Below are 14,445 nucleotides of genomic sequence, written 5' to 3' on the forward strand. Positions count from 1 at the left end.
CATCTGGAGAGATGCGACGAGGCGCCGTTCTACACCCTCGGCCAGCTGACCACCGACATCGCGCCGGGCTATGACCACATCACCTCCGGCATCGGTGCGGCGATGATCGGCTGGTTCGGTTGCGCGATGCTTTGCTACGTGACGCCGAAGGAACACTTGGGCCTGCCGAACAAGGATGACGTGAAGACCGGAATCATCACTTACAAGATCGCGGCGCATGCGGCGGACTTGGCCAAAGGGCATCCGGGCGCACAGATTCGCGACAACGCCTTGAGCAAGGCGCGTTTCGAATTCCGGTGGGAAGACCAGTTCAACCTCGGCCTCGATCCGGACACCGCGCGTTCGTATCACGATGAAACCCTGCCGAAGGATTCGGCGAAGGTCGCGCACTTCTGTTCGATGTGCGGGCCGAAATTCTGCTCGATGAAGATCACCCAGGAAGTCCGCGAATACGCGGCCAACCAGCGGATCGAAGCGGTCGACGTGGACGTCGCCCAAGGCCTGGCGGAACAGGCTGAGCGGTTCAAGAAGGAAGGCAGTCAGCTGTACAAAAAAGTTTGACCCCGTACTGATCGTTCCCACGCTCCGCGTGGGAATGCAGCCCGTGACGCTCCGCGTCACTGGACGCGGAGCGTCCCTAGAGGCATTCCCACGCAGAGCGTGGGAACGATCACAACACAACAAAAATGTCCCTCTGAGATAACACCCTTGAGCATTCAACCCAGCACTTATTCCCCCGACCTCGCCGTACCCGCTGACAAGCGTGTATTCGGCGGTCGTGATCTGTTTTCCCTGTGGTTCTCCCTCGGCATAGGCCTGATGGTTTTGCAGACCGGCGCATTGCTCGCGCCGGGTCTGGGCCTGTCCGGTTCGCTGTTGGCGATTTTCCTCGGCACGCTGGTCGGCGTACTGCTGTTGGCCGCCGTTGGCGTGATCGGCAGTGACACCGGCCTGTCGTCGATGGCCGCGCTGAAGCTCAGCCTCGGCAGCAAAGGCGCGAGCCTGCCGGCACTGCTCAACCTGCTGCAACTGATCGGTTGGGGCTCGTTTGAAATCATCGTCATGCGTGACGCCGCCAGCCTGCTCGGTACCCGCGCGTTCAGCGAAGGTTCGCTGTGGTCGAACCCGGTGTTGTGGACGCTGTTTTTCGGCGCTCTCGCGACGTTGCTGGCAGTCAGTGGCCCGTTGACCTTCGTGCGGCAGATCCTGCGCAAGTGGGGCATCTGGTTGTTGCTCGCCGCGTGCATCTGGCTGACCTGGAACCTGTTTGCCAAAGCCGATCTGGTCGATCTTTGGTCGCGCGCCGGTGACGGTTCGATGCCATTCGCCGTGGGCTTCGACATTGCCATCGCGATGCCGCTGTCGTGGCTGCCGCTGATCGCCGACTACTCACGTTTCGGCAAGCGTGCGAAGAATGTGTTCGGTGGCACTGCGGTCGGTTTCTTCATCGGCAATTTCTGGCTGATGAGCCTTGGCGTCGCCTACACCCTGGCCTTCGCGCCGAGCGGTGAAGTCAACGCGCTGCTGTTGGCATTGGCCGGTGCCGGTCTGGGTATTCCGCTGTTGCTGATTCTGTTGGACGAGTCGGAAAACGCTTTCGCCGATATTCACTCGGCGGCGGTGTCCAGCGGGATTCTGTTGCGCCTGAAAGTCGAGCATCTGGCCTTGGCCATCGGCGTGATTTGCACGCTGATTGCCTTGCTGGCGCCGTTGGCGCAGTACCAGAATTTTCTGCTGCTGATCGGTTCGGTGTTTGCGCCGCTGTTCGGCGTGGTGCTGGTGGATCACTTCATTCTGCGCAAGCGCAGCGCTCAGGTCGCATCGGCTGCGTTGCGCTGGCCGGCGTTATTGGCGTGGCTGGGTGGCGTGAGCACCTACCATTTGCTGGCGAATCTGTATCCGGATATCGGCGCAACCCTGCCGGCGCTGGTGCTGGCAGGGCTGTTGCAGCTAGTGCTGGGTCGGGCCTTCAGTTACGGCCGGGAAACAGCTCAGGCTTGAGAATGCCGTTCAGACGCGGATAAGGAATCTTCAGTTCGACGTGGCCCAGCGCGTAAGGCGCAATAGTGGTCACGTCGTACTTGAGGATCACGCCGCCATAGGTCAGCGCCACGTTCTGGGTTTTCACGAACGGCCAGTTCTTCACGAACTCCGCTTCCTGGTCGAGCTTGGTGCTGATCAACCAGCTGTTGTGCGCAACCTGCGCCGCTTTCCAGAATGCCTCTTCCTGACCCGGCAGCAACATGTCGGACAGGTTCAGCACCTTGTGCTGCTGGCGCGAATAGTTGATGAAACCGCGACCCGGATTGCCATGCGCGCCGCCGGTGTCGAGGTAGCTCGACAACTCGATGATCACCAAGCCGTCATGCTGCTCACGTACTTTCGCTTGCAGGTAGCTGCTGTTGCGCGGTCCGGCGCTGGCCAGAAACTGATCGCGATAAGCCGCCAGGGTCGGCGCTACCGGGGCGTTTTTCTCGGTGCGGGTCATTTGCAGCAGACGTTTTTCGATGATGCCGTCCAGTGCAGGTTCGGCCGGGAAGCGCAGGGTGTCGATATTCACCAGCGGGCAATCCGGGTTGGAACAGCCAGGTTTCAACTGTTCGGATGCGTCGCGAGTGGTCTCCAGCGGCGTGCGGTAGTTGGGCTGGAACAGGCTCGCGCAGGCGCCCAGAGTCAGGGCGATGGCGGCCACGGAGGCAATTTTGAAAAGCGACATAGGCGTCCTTTCGAAAACAAGGGAAGGCAAAAAGTTACCGCTTCGACTCTCAACGAGGCAGTCAGTTCGCCACTAAGCTAATTAGAGTGGGTTTCGCCTCCACCGTCCATCCCGCTGACGGTAAAGGGGCTGCATCAAACCGTTCGGGCGCGTTAGGATGGCGCGAAGTCGAGGTTGCCAATCAAGCAACGCAGCCTCGTAATGGAATTGCAGTAAAGAGGATGCTCATGACTGATTTTGCCAACGCCATTCCGACCGCCGTCGATATCGTGCGGCGCGAAAAATGCTACGAGGGCTTTTACAAGCTCGACCGCGTGCACCTGCGCCATGAATTGTTCGCCGGGGGCATGAGCCGCGAAATCAACCGTGAAATCTTCGTCCGCCACGATGCCGTGTGCATGCTGCCGTACGATCCGCAGCGCGACGAAGTGGTGCTGATCGAGCAGTTTCGCATCGGCGCCATGGGCAAGACCGACAACCCGTGGCTGGTCGAACTGGTCGCTGGTCTGATCGACAAGGATGAACAACCGGAAGAAGTTGCTCACCGCGAGGCGCAGGAGGAAGCTGGGCTGGACATCAAGGCCCTGTGGCCGATGACCAAATATTTCCCGTCGCCGGGCGGCAGCAACGAGTTCGTGCATTTGTACTTGGGGCGTTGCAGCACCGAAGGCGCAGGCGGCCTGCATGGCCTGGAAGAAGAGGCAGAAGATATCCGCGTCACGGTCTGGGCCTTTGAAGATGCCTTGCAGGCCGTCCGTGACGGACGCATTGCCAATGCGGCGAGCATTATCGCCTTGCAGTGGCTGGCGCTGAACCGCGCCGAAGTGAGGGGGCTATGGTTGTAAACAAGTTGCGCGATCGTTATCGAGTCGACCTCGCGGGGCTGCAAGCCGCCTGCGAGGCCAACTACGCGCGCCTGATGCGACTGGTGCCGGACATGCGCAACGACCCGGAAGCGCGGCGCATCGCCGTGACTCAGGGCGAGCAGATGCTCGGCGTGCTGGCCCTCGAAGTGCTGCAAACCTGCCCGTACACCACCACTTTGCAAGTGCGTCAGGAACACAGCCTGCCGTGGCTGCCGGTGCCGCAACTAGAAGTGCAGGTCTATCACGACGCGCGCATGGCCGAAGTGGTCAGCGCCGAACATGCACGACGCTTTCGCGGCATCTATCCTTACCCGAACGCCGCGATGCATCAGCCGGATGAAAAGGCTCAGCTCAATCTGTTCCTGGGGGAATGGCTGAGTCATTGCCTGGCGCTGGGGCATGAGTACGAAGTCGTACGCTAGTTGTGAACTGCGTCCGGTTCACCGCTTTCCTCTTTTACTGATCCCCCAGCATAATTGCGGCACTTGATCGATTCCGTGCTTTTGCCTTGGGAGAACGCCTTGCCGAGCGTATCCACGTTGACCCCCGCCGATGCGGCGTTGCTGGTGCAGTTGTCCGACAGCCATCTGTTCGCCGAGGCGGACGGTTCGCTGCTGGGCATGAACACCCGCGAGAGCCTGCAAAAGGTCATCGACCTGGTGCTGGGGCAACAGCCGCAGATCGATCTGATTCTGGCCACCGGGGATATTTCCCAGGACGGCACGCTGGAGTCGTATCAACAGTTTCGCCAGATGAGCGCGCAGATCGATGCGCCCGCGCGCTGGATTCCCGGTAATCACGATGAACCGCTGATCATGGCGCAGGCCGCCGTGCAGAGCTCGCTGCTGGAACCGGTGGTGGACATCGGCAACTGGCGCGTGACGATGCTGGATTCGGCGGTGCCTGGTTCGGTGCCGGGGTATTTGCAGGACGATCAATTGCAGCTGCTGGCCCGTTCGCTGAGCGAAGCGCCGGAGCGGCATCATCTGGTGTGCTTTCACCATCATCCGGTATCGATTGGGTGCGCGTGGATGGAGCCAATTGGTTTGCGCAATCCTGAAGCGTTTTTCGAGGTGCTGGATCGTTTTCCACAGGCCCGCGCGGTGTTGTGGGGGCATGTGCATCAGGAGATTGATCGCGAGCGTAATGGCGTGCGCTTGATGGCTTCGCCGTCGACGTGCATTCAGTTCGAGCCGGGCAGTGAAGACTTCAAGGTGGGGGAGCAGGCGCCGGGGTATCGCTGGTTGCGGCTGTTGCCGGATGGGCGGCTGGAAACTGGCGTGGAACGCGTCATCAATTTCGCCTTCACCGTCGACTACGGCTCCAACGGTTATTGAGCGACAAATCAAAACCCTCACCCCAACCCTCTCCCAGAGGGAGAGGGGGCCGACCGAGGTGTCTTTCGCTATCCATCGACCTGAAGCAGCGTTGTCGATTGCGGATTCACAGCAAAGCGTTCAGGTCGATGTAGTTCGCAAATATCCCCCATTCGGTCCCCTCTCCCTCCGGGAGAGGGCTAGGGTGAGGGCCGCTCGTGCTGTCACACCAATTTATCGAGCCCACCCCCAATCCCGGCCCTTCTCCCTGTAAACTCCGCTATCTTTCGCCGACACTCAGGGAGCTCAAATGTCCGGTTCGATCCTCTATATCCACGGTTTCAACAGCGCCCCGGCCTCGAAAAAGGCCTGTCAGCTGGTAACGGTGATGGAGCAACTGGGTTTGAGCGACAAACTGCGTGTCCCGGCCCTGCATCACCATCCGCGCGAAGCCATCGGTCAGTTGGAGCAGGCAATCGCCGAGCTGGGCAGCCCATTGCTGGTGGGAAGCTCCCTCGGCGGCTACTATGCGACTCACCTGGCCGAGCGCCATGGCCTGAAAGCCCTGCTGGTCAACCCGGCGGTCAGCCCGCACCGGATGTTCGACGGCTATCTGGGCACGCAGAAAAACCTGTATACCGATGAAACCTGGGAATTGACCCACGACCACGTCACGGCCCTGGCCGAACTGGAAGTGCCGGCGCCTCAGGATGCCCAGCGCTATCAGGTCTGGTTGCAGACCGGCGATGAAACACTGGATTATCGCCTCGCCCAGCAGTATTACCGCGCCTGTGCCTTGCGCATTCAGGCCGGCGGCGACCACAGTTTCCAAGGTTTTGCCGGGCAATTGCCGGCGTTGCTGAGTTTTGCCGGCATTGGCGCCGATGTGTATCAGGCAATCGATTTCACCGCACTGTGAAGTCTTGCCCCTATTTCATGAATGACTGACGACGAGACCCTATGGCCACTCCCAGCGCTAGCTCTTATAACGCCGACGCCATCGAAGTCCTCTCGGGCCTCGACCCGGTGCGCAAACGCCCCGGCATGTACACCGACACCAGTCGGCCGAACCACCTCGCCCAGGAAGTCATCGACAACAGTGTCGACGAAGCCCTGGCTGGCCACGCCAAATCGGTACAGGTCATCCTGCACGCCGACCACTCGCTGGAAGTCAGCGATGACGGCCGTGGCATGCCGGTCGACATCCACCCGGAAGAGGGTGTGTCAGGCGTCGAGCTGATCCTCACCAAGCTCCATGCGGGCGGCAAGTTTTCCAACAAGAATTACCAGTTCTCCGGCGGTCTGCACGGCGTGGGTATTTCTGTGGTCAACGCCTTGTCGACCGAAGTCCGTGTGCGCGTAAAGCGTGACGGCAACGAATACCAGATGACTTTCGCCGATGGCTACAAAGCCACTGAGCTGGAAGTTGTCGGCACCGTCGGCAAGCGCAACACCGGCACCAGCGTTTACTTCGCGCCGGATCCGAAATACTTCGATTCACCGAAATTCTCCATCAGCCGCCTTAAGCACGTGCTCAAGGCCAAGGCTGTGCTGTGCCCGGGTCTGCTGGTCAGCTTCGAAGACAAAGGCACCGGGGAGAAAGTCGAGTGGCATTACGAAGACGGCCTGCGCTCGTATCTGGTCGACGCCGTCAACGAATTCGAACGCCTGCCGAACGAGCCGTTCTGCGGCGCGTTCGCCGGTAATAAAGAAGCCGTCGACTGGGCGCTGCTGTGGCTGCCGGAAGGTGGCGACGCGGTACAGGAAAGTTACGTCAACCTGATCCCGACGGCGCAGGGCGGCACCCACGTCAACGGTTTGCGTCAGGGCCTGCTCGATGCGATGCGAGAATTCTGCGAATTCCGCAGTCTGCTGCCTCGCGGCGTGAAGCTGGCGCCGGAAGACGTCTGGGAGCGCATTGCGTTCGTCCTGTCGATGAAAATGCAGGAGCCGCAATTCTCCGGCCAGACCAAAGAACGTCTGTCGTCCCGTGAAGCGGCGGCATTTGTCTCCGGTGTGGTCAAGGATGCGTTCAGCCTGTGGCTCAACGCCAATCCGGAAACCGGTCTGGCCCTGGCCGAACTGGCGATCAACAACGCCGGTCGTCGTCTCAAGGCAAGCAGAAAGGTTGAACGTAAACGCGTCACCGCAGGCCCGGCATTGCCGGGCAAACTGGCGGATTGCGCCGGCCAGGATCCGATGCGTTCCGAACTGTTCCTCGTCGAAGGTGATTCCGCCGGCGGTTCCGCCAAGCAAGCGCGGGACAAGGAATTCCAGGCGATCCTGCCGTTGCGCGGCAAAATCCTCAACACTTGGGAAGTCGACGGCAGCGAAGTGCTCGCCAGTCAGGAAGTGCATAACATCGCCGTGGCTATCGGTGTCGATCCCGGTGCGGCGGACATGAGCCAGCTGCGCTACGGCAAGATCTGCATCCTCGCCGACGCTGACTCCGACGGTCTGCACATTGCCACGCTGCTGTGCGCGCTTTTCGTCCAGCATTTCCGCCCGCTGGTGGATGCCGGTCACGTCTACGTCGCCATGCCGCCGCTGTACCGTATCGACCTGGGCAAAGAGATCTATTACGCCCTCGACGAAGCCGAACGCGACGGCATTCTCGACCGTCTGGTTGCTGAGAAGAAACGCGGCAAACCGCAGGTCACCCGATTCAAAGGTCTGGGTGAAATGAACCCGCCGCAGCTGCGCGAAACCACCATGGATCCGAACACTCGGCGTCTGGTGCAGCTGACGCTGGGCGAAGACTACGCCGAAACCTCGGAAATGATGGACATGCTGCTGGCGAAGAAACGCGCCGGCGACCGCAAAACCTGGCTGGAATCCAAAGGCAACCTCGCCGAGGTGCTGACCTGATGCATTTTGGCTGGGCCTTGGCGGGTGCGTTGCTGCTGAGTTCAATGAGCGTGTCGGCCGCGCCGATACAAGAGCTGCGCCTGCTCGCCGAGCATCCGGTCGACGGCATGCGAGGCGGCAACCTTTCAGGGCTGGCGCTGTGCGGTAACGAGTTGTGGACGGTGTCCGATCGTGATGACGATCAGATCTACCGTCTCAATACCGGCGACAAGGTCTGGCAGGCCGAAACCGTGCACATCGACGTCCCGCCGGTGCCTGACAGCGGTTTGCCGTGGGGCATCAGCTCACGCACGTGGGCTGCATCGTTTGTGCGTGGCGGCGATCTGGATTTCGAAGGCATCACCTGCGACAACGCTGGCAATCGCTTCATCGTCAGCGAGGCCCACGCGGCCGTGTTGCAAGTGCCGCCACAAGGCCCGGCGTCATGGCTGAAAATCTCGCCAATGCTGGTGAAAGAAGCCCGCGCCAGTGGCATGTTGCTGCACTTCAATGCGCTGTTCGAAGGCTTGGCGATCAACCCGGCGGGCGATCAGATCTGGTTGGCCGCCGAGCGTGAGCGCCGTGGTCTGCTGACCATCAAGCGTCAGCAAACGGTCTGGGATTGCGACGGTGCCTGTGTTCTGCTCAGCGAAGCTGGCGTTGAGATGCAGCCGCCGCAGTTCCCCAAGGCCCGCGCCGTCACCCGTGATTTCGCCGATCTGTCGCTGTTCAACGGCAAGCTTTTCACGCTGGAGCGAAACGCCTTTGAGATCTGCCGCCGCGATGCGGTCACGGCTAAAGTCGAGCAATGTTGGTCGTTCGCTGAAGATGCCTTGCAGCCGCAGCGCCAATACCCACAGGCCTACGGTCTGGCAGAAGCCTTGGTGGTGGATGCGCAGGGCGCGTGGATCGGTATCGACAACAATGAAGGCGTCCGCGCCGACGGCGAAAAACGTCCGATCATCTGGCGCTTTGCCGCGCCTGACGGTGGCTGGAGCGCCAAGCCATGAGCCAGCAGCCACCGGGCAAACGCGCCGGTCGCGTGCTGATGATTCTGGCCTGGTGCGCGGCGTTGTTTCTCGCCACGCGGTTTTTCGGCCAGTGGGAGCAACGCCAGCAGAATCCGAACGTGGTAGTCAGTTCGGAGCAGGGCGAAGGATTTATTGAGGTGAAACTGGCCGGCAATGCCCAAGGGCATTTTGTCGCCAGCGGTCAGATCAACGGTGAGCCGGTGGAGTTTATGCTCGACACCGGTGCGACCGATGTGGCGATCCCGGCGGATCTGGCCAAACGTTTGAAGCTGGAAGAAGGTTTCGGTGTGACCCTGAGCACGGCCAACGGCCTGAGCCAGGGCTATCGGACAAAAATTGCCCGCCTGCAATTGGGCGACATCGTGCTGCGGGACGTCCGCGCACTGGTGGCGCCGGGGTTACATGGCGATCAGGTGCTGCTCGGCATGAGCGCCTTGAACAAACTTGAATTTACTCAGCGCGGTGGCACCATGTTGCTGCGCCAGACAACGAACCGATGAGGCCTGCATGAGCAATCCCCTTGATCTCAGCCTGGACGGTGTAGAACGCCGGTCGCTGGCTGACTTCACCGAAAGTGCCTACCTCAACTACTCCATGTACGTGATCATGGACCGTGCGCTGCCGCATATCGGCGACGGTCTGAAACCGGTACAGCGTCGCATCATTTATGCGATGAGCGAGTTGGGCCTGGACGCCGATTCCAAGCACAAGAAATCCGCACGTACCGTCGGTGACGTGCTTGGTAAGTTTCACCCGCACGGTGACTCGGCGTGCTACGAAGCGATGGTGCTGATGGCCCAGCCGTTCAGCTATCGCTACACGCTGGTCGACGGCCAGGGCAACTGGGGTGCGCCGGACGATCCGAAGTCCTTCGCCGCCATGCGATACACCGAAGCGCGTTTGTCGCGTTATTCCGAAGTGCTGCTCAGCGAACTGGGCCAAGGCACTGCAGACTGGGGCCCGAACTTCGACGGCACCCTGCAGGAACCGCTGGTATTGCCGGCGCGCCTGCCGAACATTCTGCTCAACGGCACCACCGGCATCGCCGTGGGCATGGCCACCGACGTGCCGCCGCACAACCTGCGCGAAGTCGCCACTGCTTGCGTGCGTCTGCTCGATGAGCCGAAAGCTACAGTCGAACAGCTCTGCGAACACATTCAGGGCCCGGACTATCCGACCGAAGCGGAAATCATCACGCCGCGCGCCGACCTGCTGAAAATGTACGAAACCGGCAAGGGCTCGGTGCGCATGCGCGCCGTGTACCACGTCGAGGACGGCGACATCATCGTCACCGCGCTGCCGCATCAGGTTTCCGGTGCGAAAGTGCTGGAGCAGATCGCTGCGCTGATGCAGGCGAAACCGTCGAAAGCGCCGCAGATCGCTGACCTGCGTGACGAATCCGATCACGAAAACCCGTGCCGCATCGTCATCATTCCGGTCAACAGCCGCGTTGATCACGACGCGCTGATGCAGCACCTGTTCGCCAGCACCGAGCTGGAGTCGACCTACCGGGTCAACGTCAACATCATCGGTCTGGACGGCAAACCGCAGCTGAAAAACCTCCGCGCCTTGCTGGTCGAATGGCTGGAATTCCGCGTGCAGACCGTGCGTCGCCGCCTGCAATTCCGCCTCGATAAAGTCGAGCGTCGTCTGCACCTGTTGGACGGTTTGTTGATTGCCTACCTCAACCTGGATGAAGTGATCCACATCATCCGTACCGAGGAACACCCGAAAGCCAAGCTGATCGAGCGTTTCGCCCTCAGCGAGATTCAGGCCGACTACATTCTCGACACCCGTCTGCGTCAGTTGGCGCGACTGGAAGAGATGAAGCTGCGCGACGAGCAGGACGAACTGCTCAAGGAACAAGCCAAGCTGCAAGCGTTGCTGGGCAGCGAAGCCAAGTTGAAAAAACTGGTGCGCACCGAGCTGATCAAGGACGCCGAAACCTATGGCGACGACCGTCGTTCGCCAATCGTCGAGCGCAGCGAAGCCAAAGCGTTGACCGAGCATGATCTGCTGCCGAACGAGAAAGTCACCGTTGTGCTGTCGGAAAAAGGCTGGATCCGTTCGGCCAAAGGTCACGACATCGACGCGACCGGCCTGTCGTACAAGTCCGGCGACGGCTTCAAGACCTCGGCGGCGGGGCGTTCCAACCAGTCTGCCGTGGTGATCGACTCCACCGGTCGCAGCTATTCGGTCGCCGCGCACACGTTGCCGTCGGCGCGTGGCCAGGGCGAACCGTTGACCGGCCGTCTGACGCCGCCACCGGGCGCCTCGTTTGAATGCGTGCTGATGCCGGAAGACGACGCGTTGTACGTGATCGCCTCCGACGCCGGTTACGGTTTCGTCGTGAAAGGCGAAGACCTGCAAGCCAAGAACAAGGCTGGTAAAGCCCTGTTGAGCCTGCCGAACAACGCCAAAGTTATCGCGCCGCGTCCAGTGGCTGATCGTGAGCACAACTGGCTGGCCTCGGTCACGACCGAAGGTCGCCTGCTGATCTTCAAGATCAGCGATCTGCCACAATTAGGGAAGGGCAAAGGCAACAAGATCATCGGTATTTCCGGTGAACGTGTGGCCAGTCGCGAAGAATATGTCACGGACATCGCCGTCATTCCGGAAGGCGCCACGTTGGTGTTGCAGGCCGGAAAACGGACTCTGTCGCTGAAGGCCGACGACCTCGAACACTACAAAGGTGAGCGTGGACGTCGTGGCAATAAGCTACCTAGGGGCTTCCAGAGAGTGGATGCGCTGCTCGTCGAAAACCTCAATTAGGCGTCCTAGAGGCGTCGATCCACGATTTAACGCGTAGATCGACGCTTTGGCGCTGGAGTCGGAACGCATATTCACGGATGATATGGCCTTTCAAGCGCCGGCGTGGCCGAGCGTTCTTCATATTTATTGAGTATTTTCACTGTGGTCAGCCTTGTGGCGGCCACCTGGACGGGATGATGACTGCGCTACGCCTTCCACTTATTTTGTTGCTCGCCGGCGTTCTTGGCCTGGCGGGTTGCAGCGTTCACCAGCCGGTGTCGCTGTATCAACTGGACAGCGGAAGTCCGGTTCAGCCTGCGCAAAGCGCGGGCATGGCGGTTCTGCTGGGCCCGGTAGTCGTCGCCGATTACCTGCAACGTGAAACACTGCTGCAACGTCAACCCGATGGCAGCCTGCAAGCGGCGACCGATGGTCGTTGGGCCGGCAGCCTTTCGTCGGATATCGATCAGTTGTTGATGCGTCAGGTCGCGGGTCACCTCGACAGCCAACGTGTGGTGCTGGCACCGGCCACCAGCGGGTTTACCCCGGATGTGCAGGTGTTGCTGACCATCACGCGTCTGGACTCCGGCGTTAAACAACCGGCGATCCTGGATGCGCAGTGGCGTTTGATTGACCGCCGTGGTCAGGTGCGGGATAACCGCATCATTCATCTGCAAGAGCTGCATGCGGGCAGTACGGCTTCGCAGGTTCAGGCGCAGGGGATTTTGTTGCAGCGTCTGGCTGAGCAATTGTCGGTGGCGTTGAAGCCGTTGGCTAATCAGCCTCCGGTGGCTGAAGCGCCGCGTAAATCGGCACCGAAACCGGCAGCGCCGGCGGCGGACGCGGATAAGCAGCCGAAGATTCCAATGGCTTCGCCGATTCGGACGGATATGGAAGTGTTCCGCTTCTAACGCTGGATCGAGTTAAAACAGAGCCCGCCTTGTGCGGGCTTTGTTGTTTCTGGACCTCCAGATCTTTGTCGGCAGTGCTGGCCCCTTCGCGAGCAAGCCCGCTCCCACAGTGGTCGTGGGTGTCCTCAAAAAGAGTGGGCAGCCTGGGATCCTGTGGGAGCGGGCTTGCTCGCGAAGAGGGCCGCTTAGGCGGCAAAAGATCGCAGCCTGCGGCAGCTCCTACAGGTTTGGGGTGTTAAGCGGATGGTATGGATGCAACAAATCCCTGTAGGAGCTGCCGAAGGCTGCGATCTTTTCGGCAGGCTACAAAAAAGCCCGCAAACAATCACTCGTCTGCGGGCTTCTGTGTTTCAGGCCGAACGCTTAAGCCCGACGCTCATGCATCCGCGCCAGTTGCCGTTCCAGCATCGACGGATAAGGCTCCATCAACCGCTCGACACAGCAAGCGCCCTCAGGGCTGGCGATCGGGCGGATTCGCGCGCGTTGGCGGATCAGCGCGTCGTCACCAATCTTGCGTTCCACCAGTAGCAGATTGCGGCTGTGCTGCGACAGGGCCAAAGCATCCTGCGCCGAATCCGTCAGCAGCAGATCGATCTGGCTCAACCCAAACAGCTCATCGCCCAAGGTCAGGCCCAACTGCAATTGCAGAGTGATGCCGCTGTCCGCGACTTCAATCTGCAACTGATGGCCCAGCGCGCGCAGCAGCTCGCCGCAGCAGATCGCGTTGGTCAGGTAATCGTCGCCACTGTCTTCGGTGTGGAACAGCATCAGCGTGCTGCCGTCGTTCAAGGTTTCGATTTCACCCTGATACAACGAAGCCGCCTGATCGAGGCAGTCGCGATAACGTTCCAGTAATTCTTCCAGACGCGCACGCGGCAGGCGACGCAGTTGTTCCTGCGAACCCAGTTGCACGGCGAGCACCGCACTGTGTTGCGGCACGCTCGGCGTGGCTTTGCGCACGACCGGTTGCGGTGCTGCATCGAGCGATTCGTCGCGCAGATCGGCAAACGCGTCGTCGTCTTCATCGTCTTCAACGGTGCTGACGACGTGGCGTGGCGCCGGTTTCTGAGCGGCCATCGGACGGCTTTCGTCGAAGCTCGGATCGCGCAGGTTGCGCACTTCGAACTCGGGCTCGTCGTCCTCTTCTTCGAATTCCGGCTCGGGTTCCGGTTCAGGCACGGGCGCTGGCTCGGGGGCGTAGTTGGCGTGCAGTTGACGCGCCAGATCGCCGATCTCGTCCTGACGATCCGTGCCTGGCGTGTACTCGTCGATGTTGCGCAGCCACACGCGCAATTGCAGCAGTGGCGTCGACAGATTACGGCCAATGCGCAGGCTCAGGGCCAGCGACAGCGCCAACAGAATCCCGCTGAGAATGCCCATGCTTTGCAGGCTGATGGTCATCGGCTGCTGGAACTGATCCATGTCGAGGCTGATGCGCAGTTGCCCGGCGGTCACGTCCTGGAACGTGATCTTGCTCTCGTACATGCCTTCGGCTTCGCCCAACAGGCTGTGCTTGGGCCGCTGACCGGACTCGGCGAGGATGCGGTTATCCACGCTGTAGATCGCCGCGTGGGCCACCAGTTTGTTCTTGGTCAGGTTGTTGAGCAGCACGTTGAGGCTGAGGATGTCGTTGGACACCAACAGCTCCGTGGCAGAGGTCGCGGTCTGCGTGGTCAGGCTTTCGCCCAGCGCATCGGCCTGCTGGTGCATGGCCTGCTTGAATTGCAAACCCATCACGCCGGCATAGATCACCAGGGCCAGAGCGACCAGGATCACGTTATGGCTAGCAATGCGCAATGCAATCGGTACACGGCGGTGGCGCAGTGCACGGAAGATCAGCAGGAAGAAGTTATCGGTTTTAACTGGCGTGGGCCGGTTCACTGAGCTCGGCTCTTTTGTCCGTGAAGTTGACGCGCAGGTGGTGCCGGCGCCTGCAGCGCAATCGTTCTTGCCTTTCATGGCCACGCCAAAGCATTTTTCCATGTCATCGGCCGCGTGGGCGGTGGA

The 14,445-nt window shown here is 60.7% G+C and carries 13 protein-coding genes and 1 pseudogene; 11 read left to right on the top strand and 3 right to left on the bottom strand.

Annotated features, from left to right (window positions below; translation table 11 throughout):
- Nucleotides 1-561 (top strand): phosphomethylpyrimidine synthase ThiC (locus ACIP1X_RS25115; protein ID WP_400755620.1); only part of this gene is annotated, 561 nt, incomplete at its 5' end.
- A 147-nt stretch (nucleotides 562-708) separates the two neighbouring features.
- Nucleotides 709-2,001 (top strand): putative hydroxymethylpyrimidine transporter CytX, encoded by a 1,293-nt coding sequence (gene cytX, locus ACIP1X_RS25120; protein ID WP_400755621.1) that lies wholly within the window; start codon nucleotides 709-711, stop codon nucleotides 1,999-2,001.
- On the opposite strand, the gene ACIP1X_RS25125 is transcribed toward cytX, so the two are convergent.
- The gene (locus ACIP1X_RS25125) at nucleotides 1,970-2,716 is read right to left on the bottom strand and encodes an RsiV family protein (protein WP_212549863.1); all 747 of its coding nucleotides are present in this window, start codon (nucleotides 2,714-2,716) and stop codon (nucleotides 1,970-1,972) included. The two genes, cytX and ACIP1X_RS25125, sit on opposite strands and share 32 nt — an antisense overlap.
- A 227-nt stretch (nucleotides 2,717-2,943) precedes the next feature.
- Here ACIP1X_RS25125 and ACIP1X_RS25130 point away from each other — a divergent pair, with 227 nt between their 5' ends.
- The 9 genes from ACIP1X_RS25130 to ACIP1X_RS25170 all read left to right on the top strand — a co-directional run bounded on the left by ACIP1X_RS25130 (nucleotide 2,944) and on the right by ACIP1X_RS25170 (nucleotide 12,438).
- Nucleotides 2,944-3,561: an NUDIX domain-containing protein gene (locus ACIP1X_RS25130; RefSeq protein ID WP_053116743.1), complete on the top strand. Its 618-nt coding sequence runs from the start codon at nucleotides 2,944-2,946 to the stop codon at nucleotides 3,559-3,561.
- Nucleotides 3,552-4,004 (top strand): DUF1249 domain-containing protein, encoded by a 453-nt coding sequence (locus tag ACIP1X_RS25135; RefSeq protein WP_053116744.1) that lies wholly within the window; start codon nucleotides 3,552-3,554, stop codon nucleotides 4,002-4,004. The genes ACIP1X_RS25130 and ACIP1X_RS25135 overlap by 10 nt, the downstream gene beginning before the upstream one ends.
- Before the next feature lie 99 nt (nucleotides 4,005-4,103).
- Nucleotides 4,104-4,919, top strand: a complete 816-nt coding sequence (gene cpdA / locus ACIP1X_RS25140; protein ID WP_400755622.1) for a 3',5'-cyclic-AMP phosphodiesterase — start codon at nucleotides 4,104-4,106, stop codon at nucleotides 4,917-4,919.
- Nucleotides 4,920-5,208: 289 nt separating this feature from the next.
- Nucleotides 5,209-5,817, top strand: a complete 609-nt coding sequence (locus ACIP1X_RS25145) for a YqiA/YcfP family alpha/beta fold hydrolase (RefSeq protein ID WP_077570573.1) — start codon at nucleotides 5,209-5,211, stop codon at nucleotides 5,815-5,817.
- Between the two features lie 41 nt (nucleotides 5,818-5,858).
- The gene (gene parE, locus ACIP1X_RS25150) at nucleotides 5,859-7,766 is read left to right on the top strand and encodes a DNA topoisomerase IV subunit B (RefSeq protein WP_400755623.1); all 1,908 of its coding nucleotides are present in this window, start codon (nucleotides 5,859-5,861) and stop codon (nucleotides 7,764-7,766) included.
- Nucleotides 7,766-8,755, top strand: coding sequence for an esterase-like activity of phytase family protein (locus ACIP1X_RS25155; protein WP_400649726.1), 990 nt, complete (start codon nucleotides 7,766-7,768; stop codon nucleotides 8,753-8,755). The genes parE and ACIP1X_RS25155 overlap by 1 nt, the downstream gene beginning before the upstream one ends.
- The gene (locus tag ACIP1X_RS25160; RefSeq protein WP_053116749.1) at nucleotides 8,752-9,276 is read left to right on the top strand and encodes a TIGR02281 family clan AA aspartic protease; all 525 of its coding nucleotides are present in this window, start codon (nucleotides 8,752-8,754) and stop codon (nucleotides 9,274-9,276) included. The genes ACIP1X_RS25155 and ACIP1X_RS25160 overlap by 4 nt, the downstream gene beginning before the upstream one ends.
- Before the next feature lie 7 nt (nucleotides 9,277-9,283).
- Nucleotides 9,284-11,548 carry a DNA topoisomerase IV subunit A gene (gene parC, locus ACIP1X_RS25165; RefSeq protein WP_400755624.1) on the top strand — a complete coding sequence of 755 codons (2,265 nt, stop codon included), beginning with the start codon at nucleotides 9,284-9,286 and terminating at the stop codon, nucleotides 11,546-11,548.
- A 176-nt stretch (nucleotides 11,549-11,724) separates the two neighbouring features.
- Nucleotides 11,725-12,438 (top strand): membrane integrity-associated transporter subunit PqiC, encoded by a 714-nt coding sequence (locus ACIP1X_RS25170; RefSeq protein WP_053116751.1) that lies wholly within the window; start codon nucleotides 11,725-11,727, stop codon nucleotides 12,436-12,438.
- A 363-nt stretch (nucleotides 12,439-12,801) separates the two neighbouring features.
- Here the strand turns inward: ACIP1X_RS25170 and ACIP1X_RS25175 are convergent, their stop codons facing one another.
- Nucleotides 12,802-14,319 carry an AhpA/YtjB family protein gene (locus ACIP1X_RS25175; RefSeq protein ID WP_400755625.1) on the bottom strand — a complete coding sequence of 506 codons (1,518 nt, stop codon included), beginning with the start codon at nucleotides 14,317-14,319 and terminating at the stop codon, nucleotides 12,802-12,804.
- 24 nt (nucleotides 14,320-14,343) lie between these two features.
- Nucleotides 14,344-14,421: pseudogene (locus ACIP1X_RS25180) on the bottom strand (DUF2282 domain-containing protein); the annotation flags it as partial.
- Nucleotides 14,422-14,445: the final 24 nt, after the last annotated feature.

It is taken from the genome of Pseudomonas sp. NPDC088885 (assembly GCF_044750025.1).
In the GTDB taxonomy this organism is placed as follows: domain Bacteria; phylum Pseudomonadota; class Gammaproteobacteria; order Pseudomonadales; family Pseudomonadaceae; genus Aquipseudomonas; species Aquipseudomonas rustica.

What these genes read in the sequence shown, in the direction of transcription:
- parC (WP_400755624.1), top strand. Translation starts at nt 9,284, where the DNA reads ATGAGCAATCCCCTTGATCTCAGCCTGGACGGTGTAGAACGCCGGTCG.
- ACIP1X_RS25145 (WP_077570573.1), top strand. Translation starts at nt 5,209, where the DNA reads ATGTCCGGTTCGATCCTCTATATCCACGGTTTCAACAGCGCCCCGGCC.
- ACIP1X_RS25125 (WP_212549863.1), bottom strand. Translation starts at nt 2,716, where the DNA reads ATGTCGCTTTTCAAAATTGCCTCCGTGGCCGCCATCGCCCTGACTCTG.
- ACIP1X_RS25135 (WP_053116744.1), top strand. Translation starts at nt 3,552, where the DNA reads ATGGTTGTAAACAAGTTGCGCGATCGTTATCGAGTCGACCTCGCGGGG.
- ACIP1X_RS25170 (WP_053116751.1), top strand. Translation starts at nt 11,725, where the DNA reads ATGACTGCGCTACGCCTTCCACTTATTTTGTTGCTCGCCGGCGTTCTT.
- ACIP1X_RS25130 (WP_053116743.1), top strand. Translation starts at nt 2,944, where the DNA reads ATGACTGATTTTGCCAACGCCATTCCGACCGCCGTCGATATCGTGCGG.
- ACIP1X_RS25160 (WP_053116749.1), top strand. Translation starts at nt 8,752, where the DNA reads ATGAGCCAGCAGCCACCGGGCAAACGCGCCGGTCGCGTGCTGATGATT.
- ACIP1X_RS25155 (WP_400649726.1), top strand. Translation starts at nt 7,766, where the DNA reads ATGCATTTTGGCTGGGCCTTGGCGGGTGCGTTGCTGCTGAGTTCAATG.
- parE (WP_400755623.1), top strand. Translation starts at nt 5,859, where the DNA reads ATGGCCACTCCCAGCGCTAGCTCTTATAACGCCGACGCCATCGAAGTC.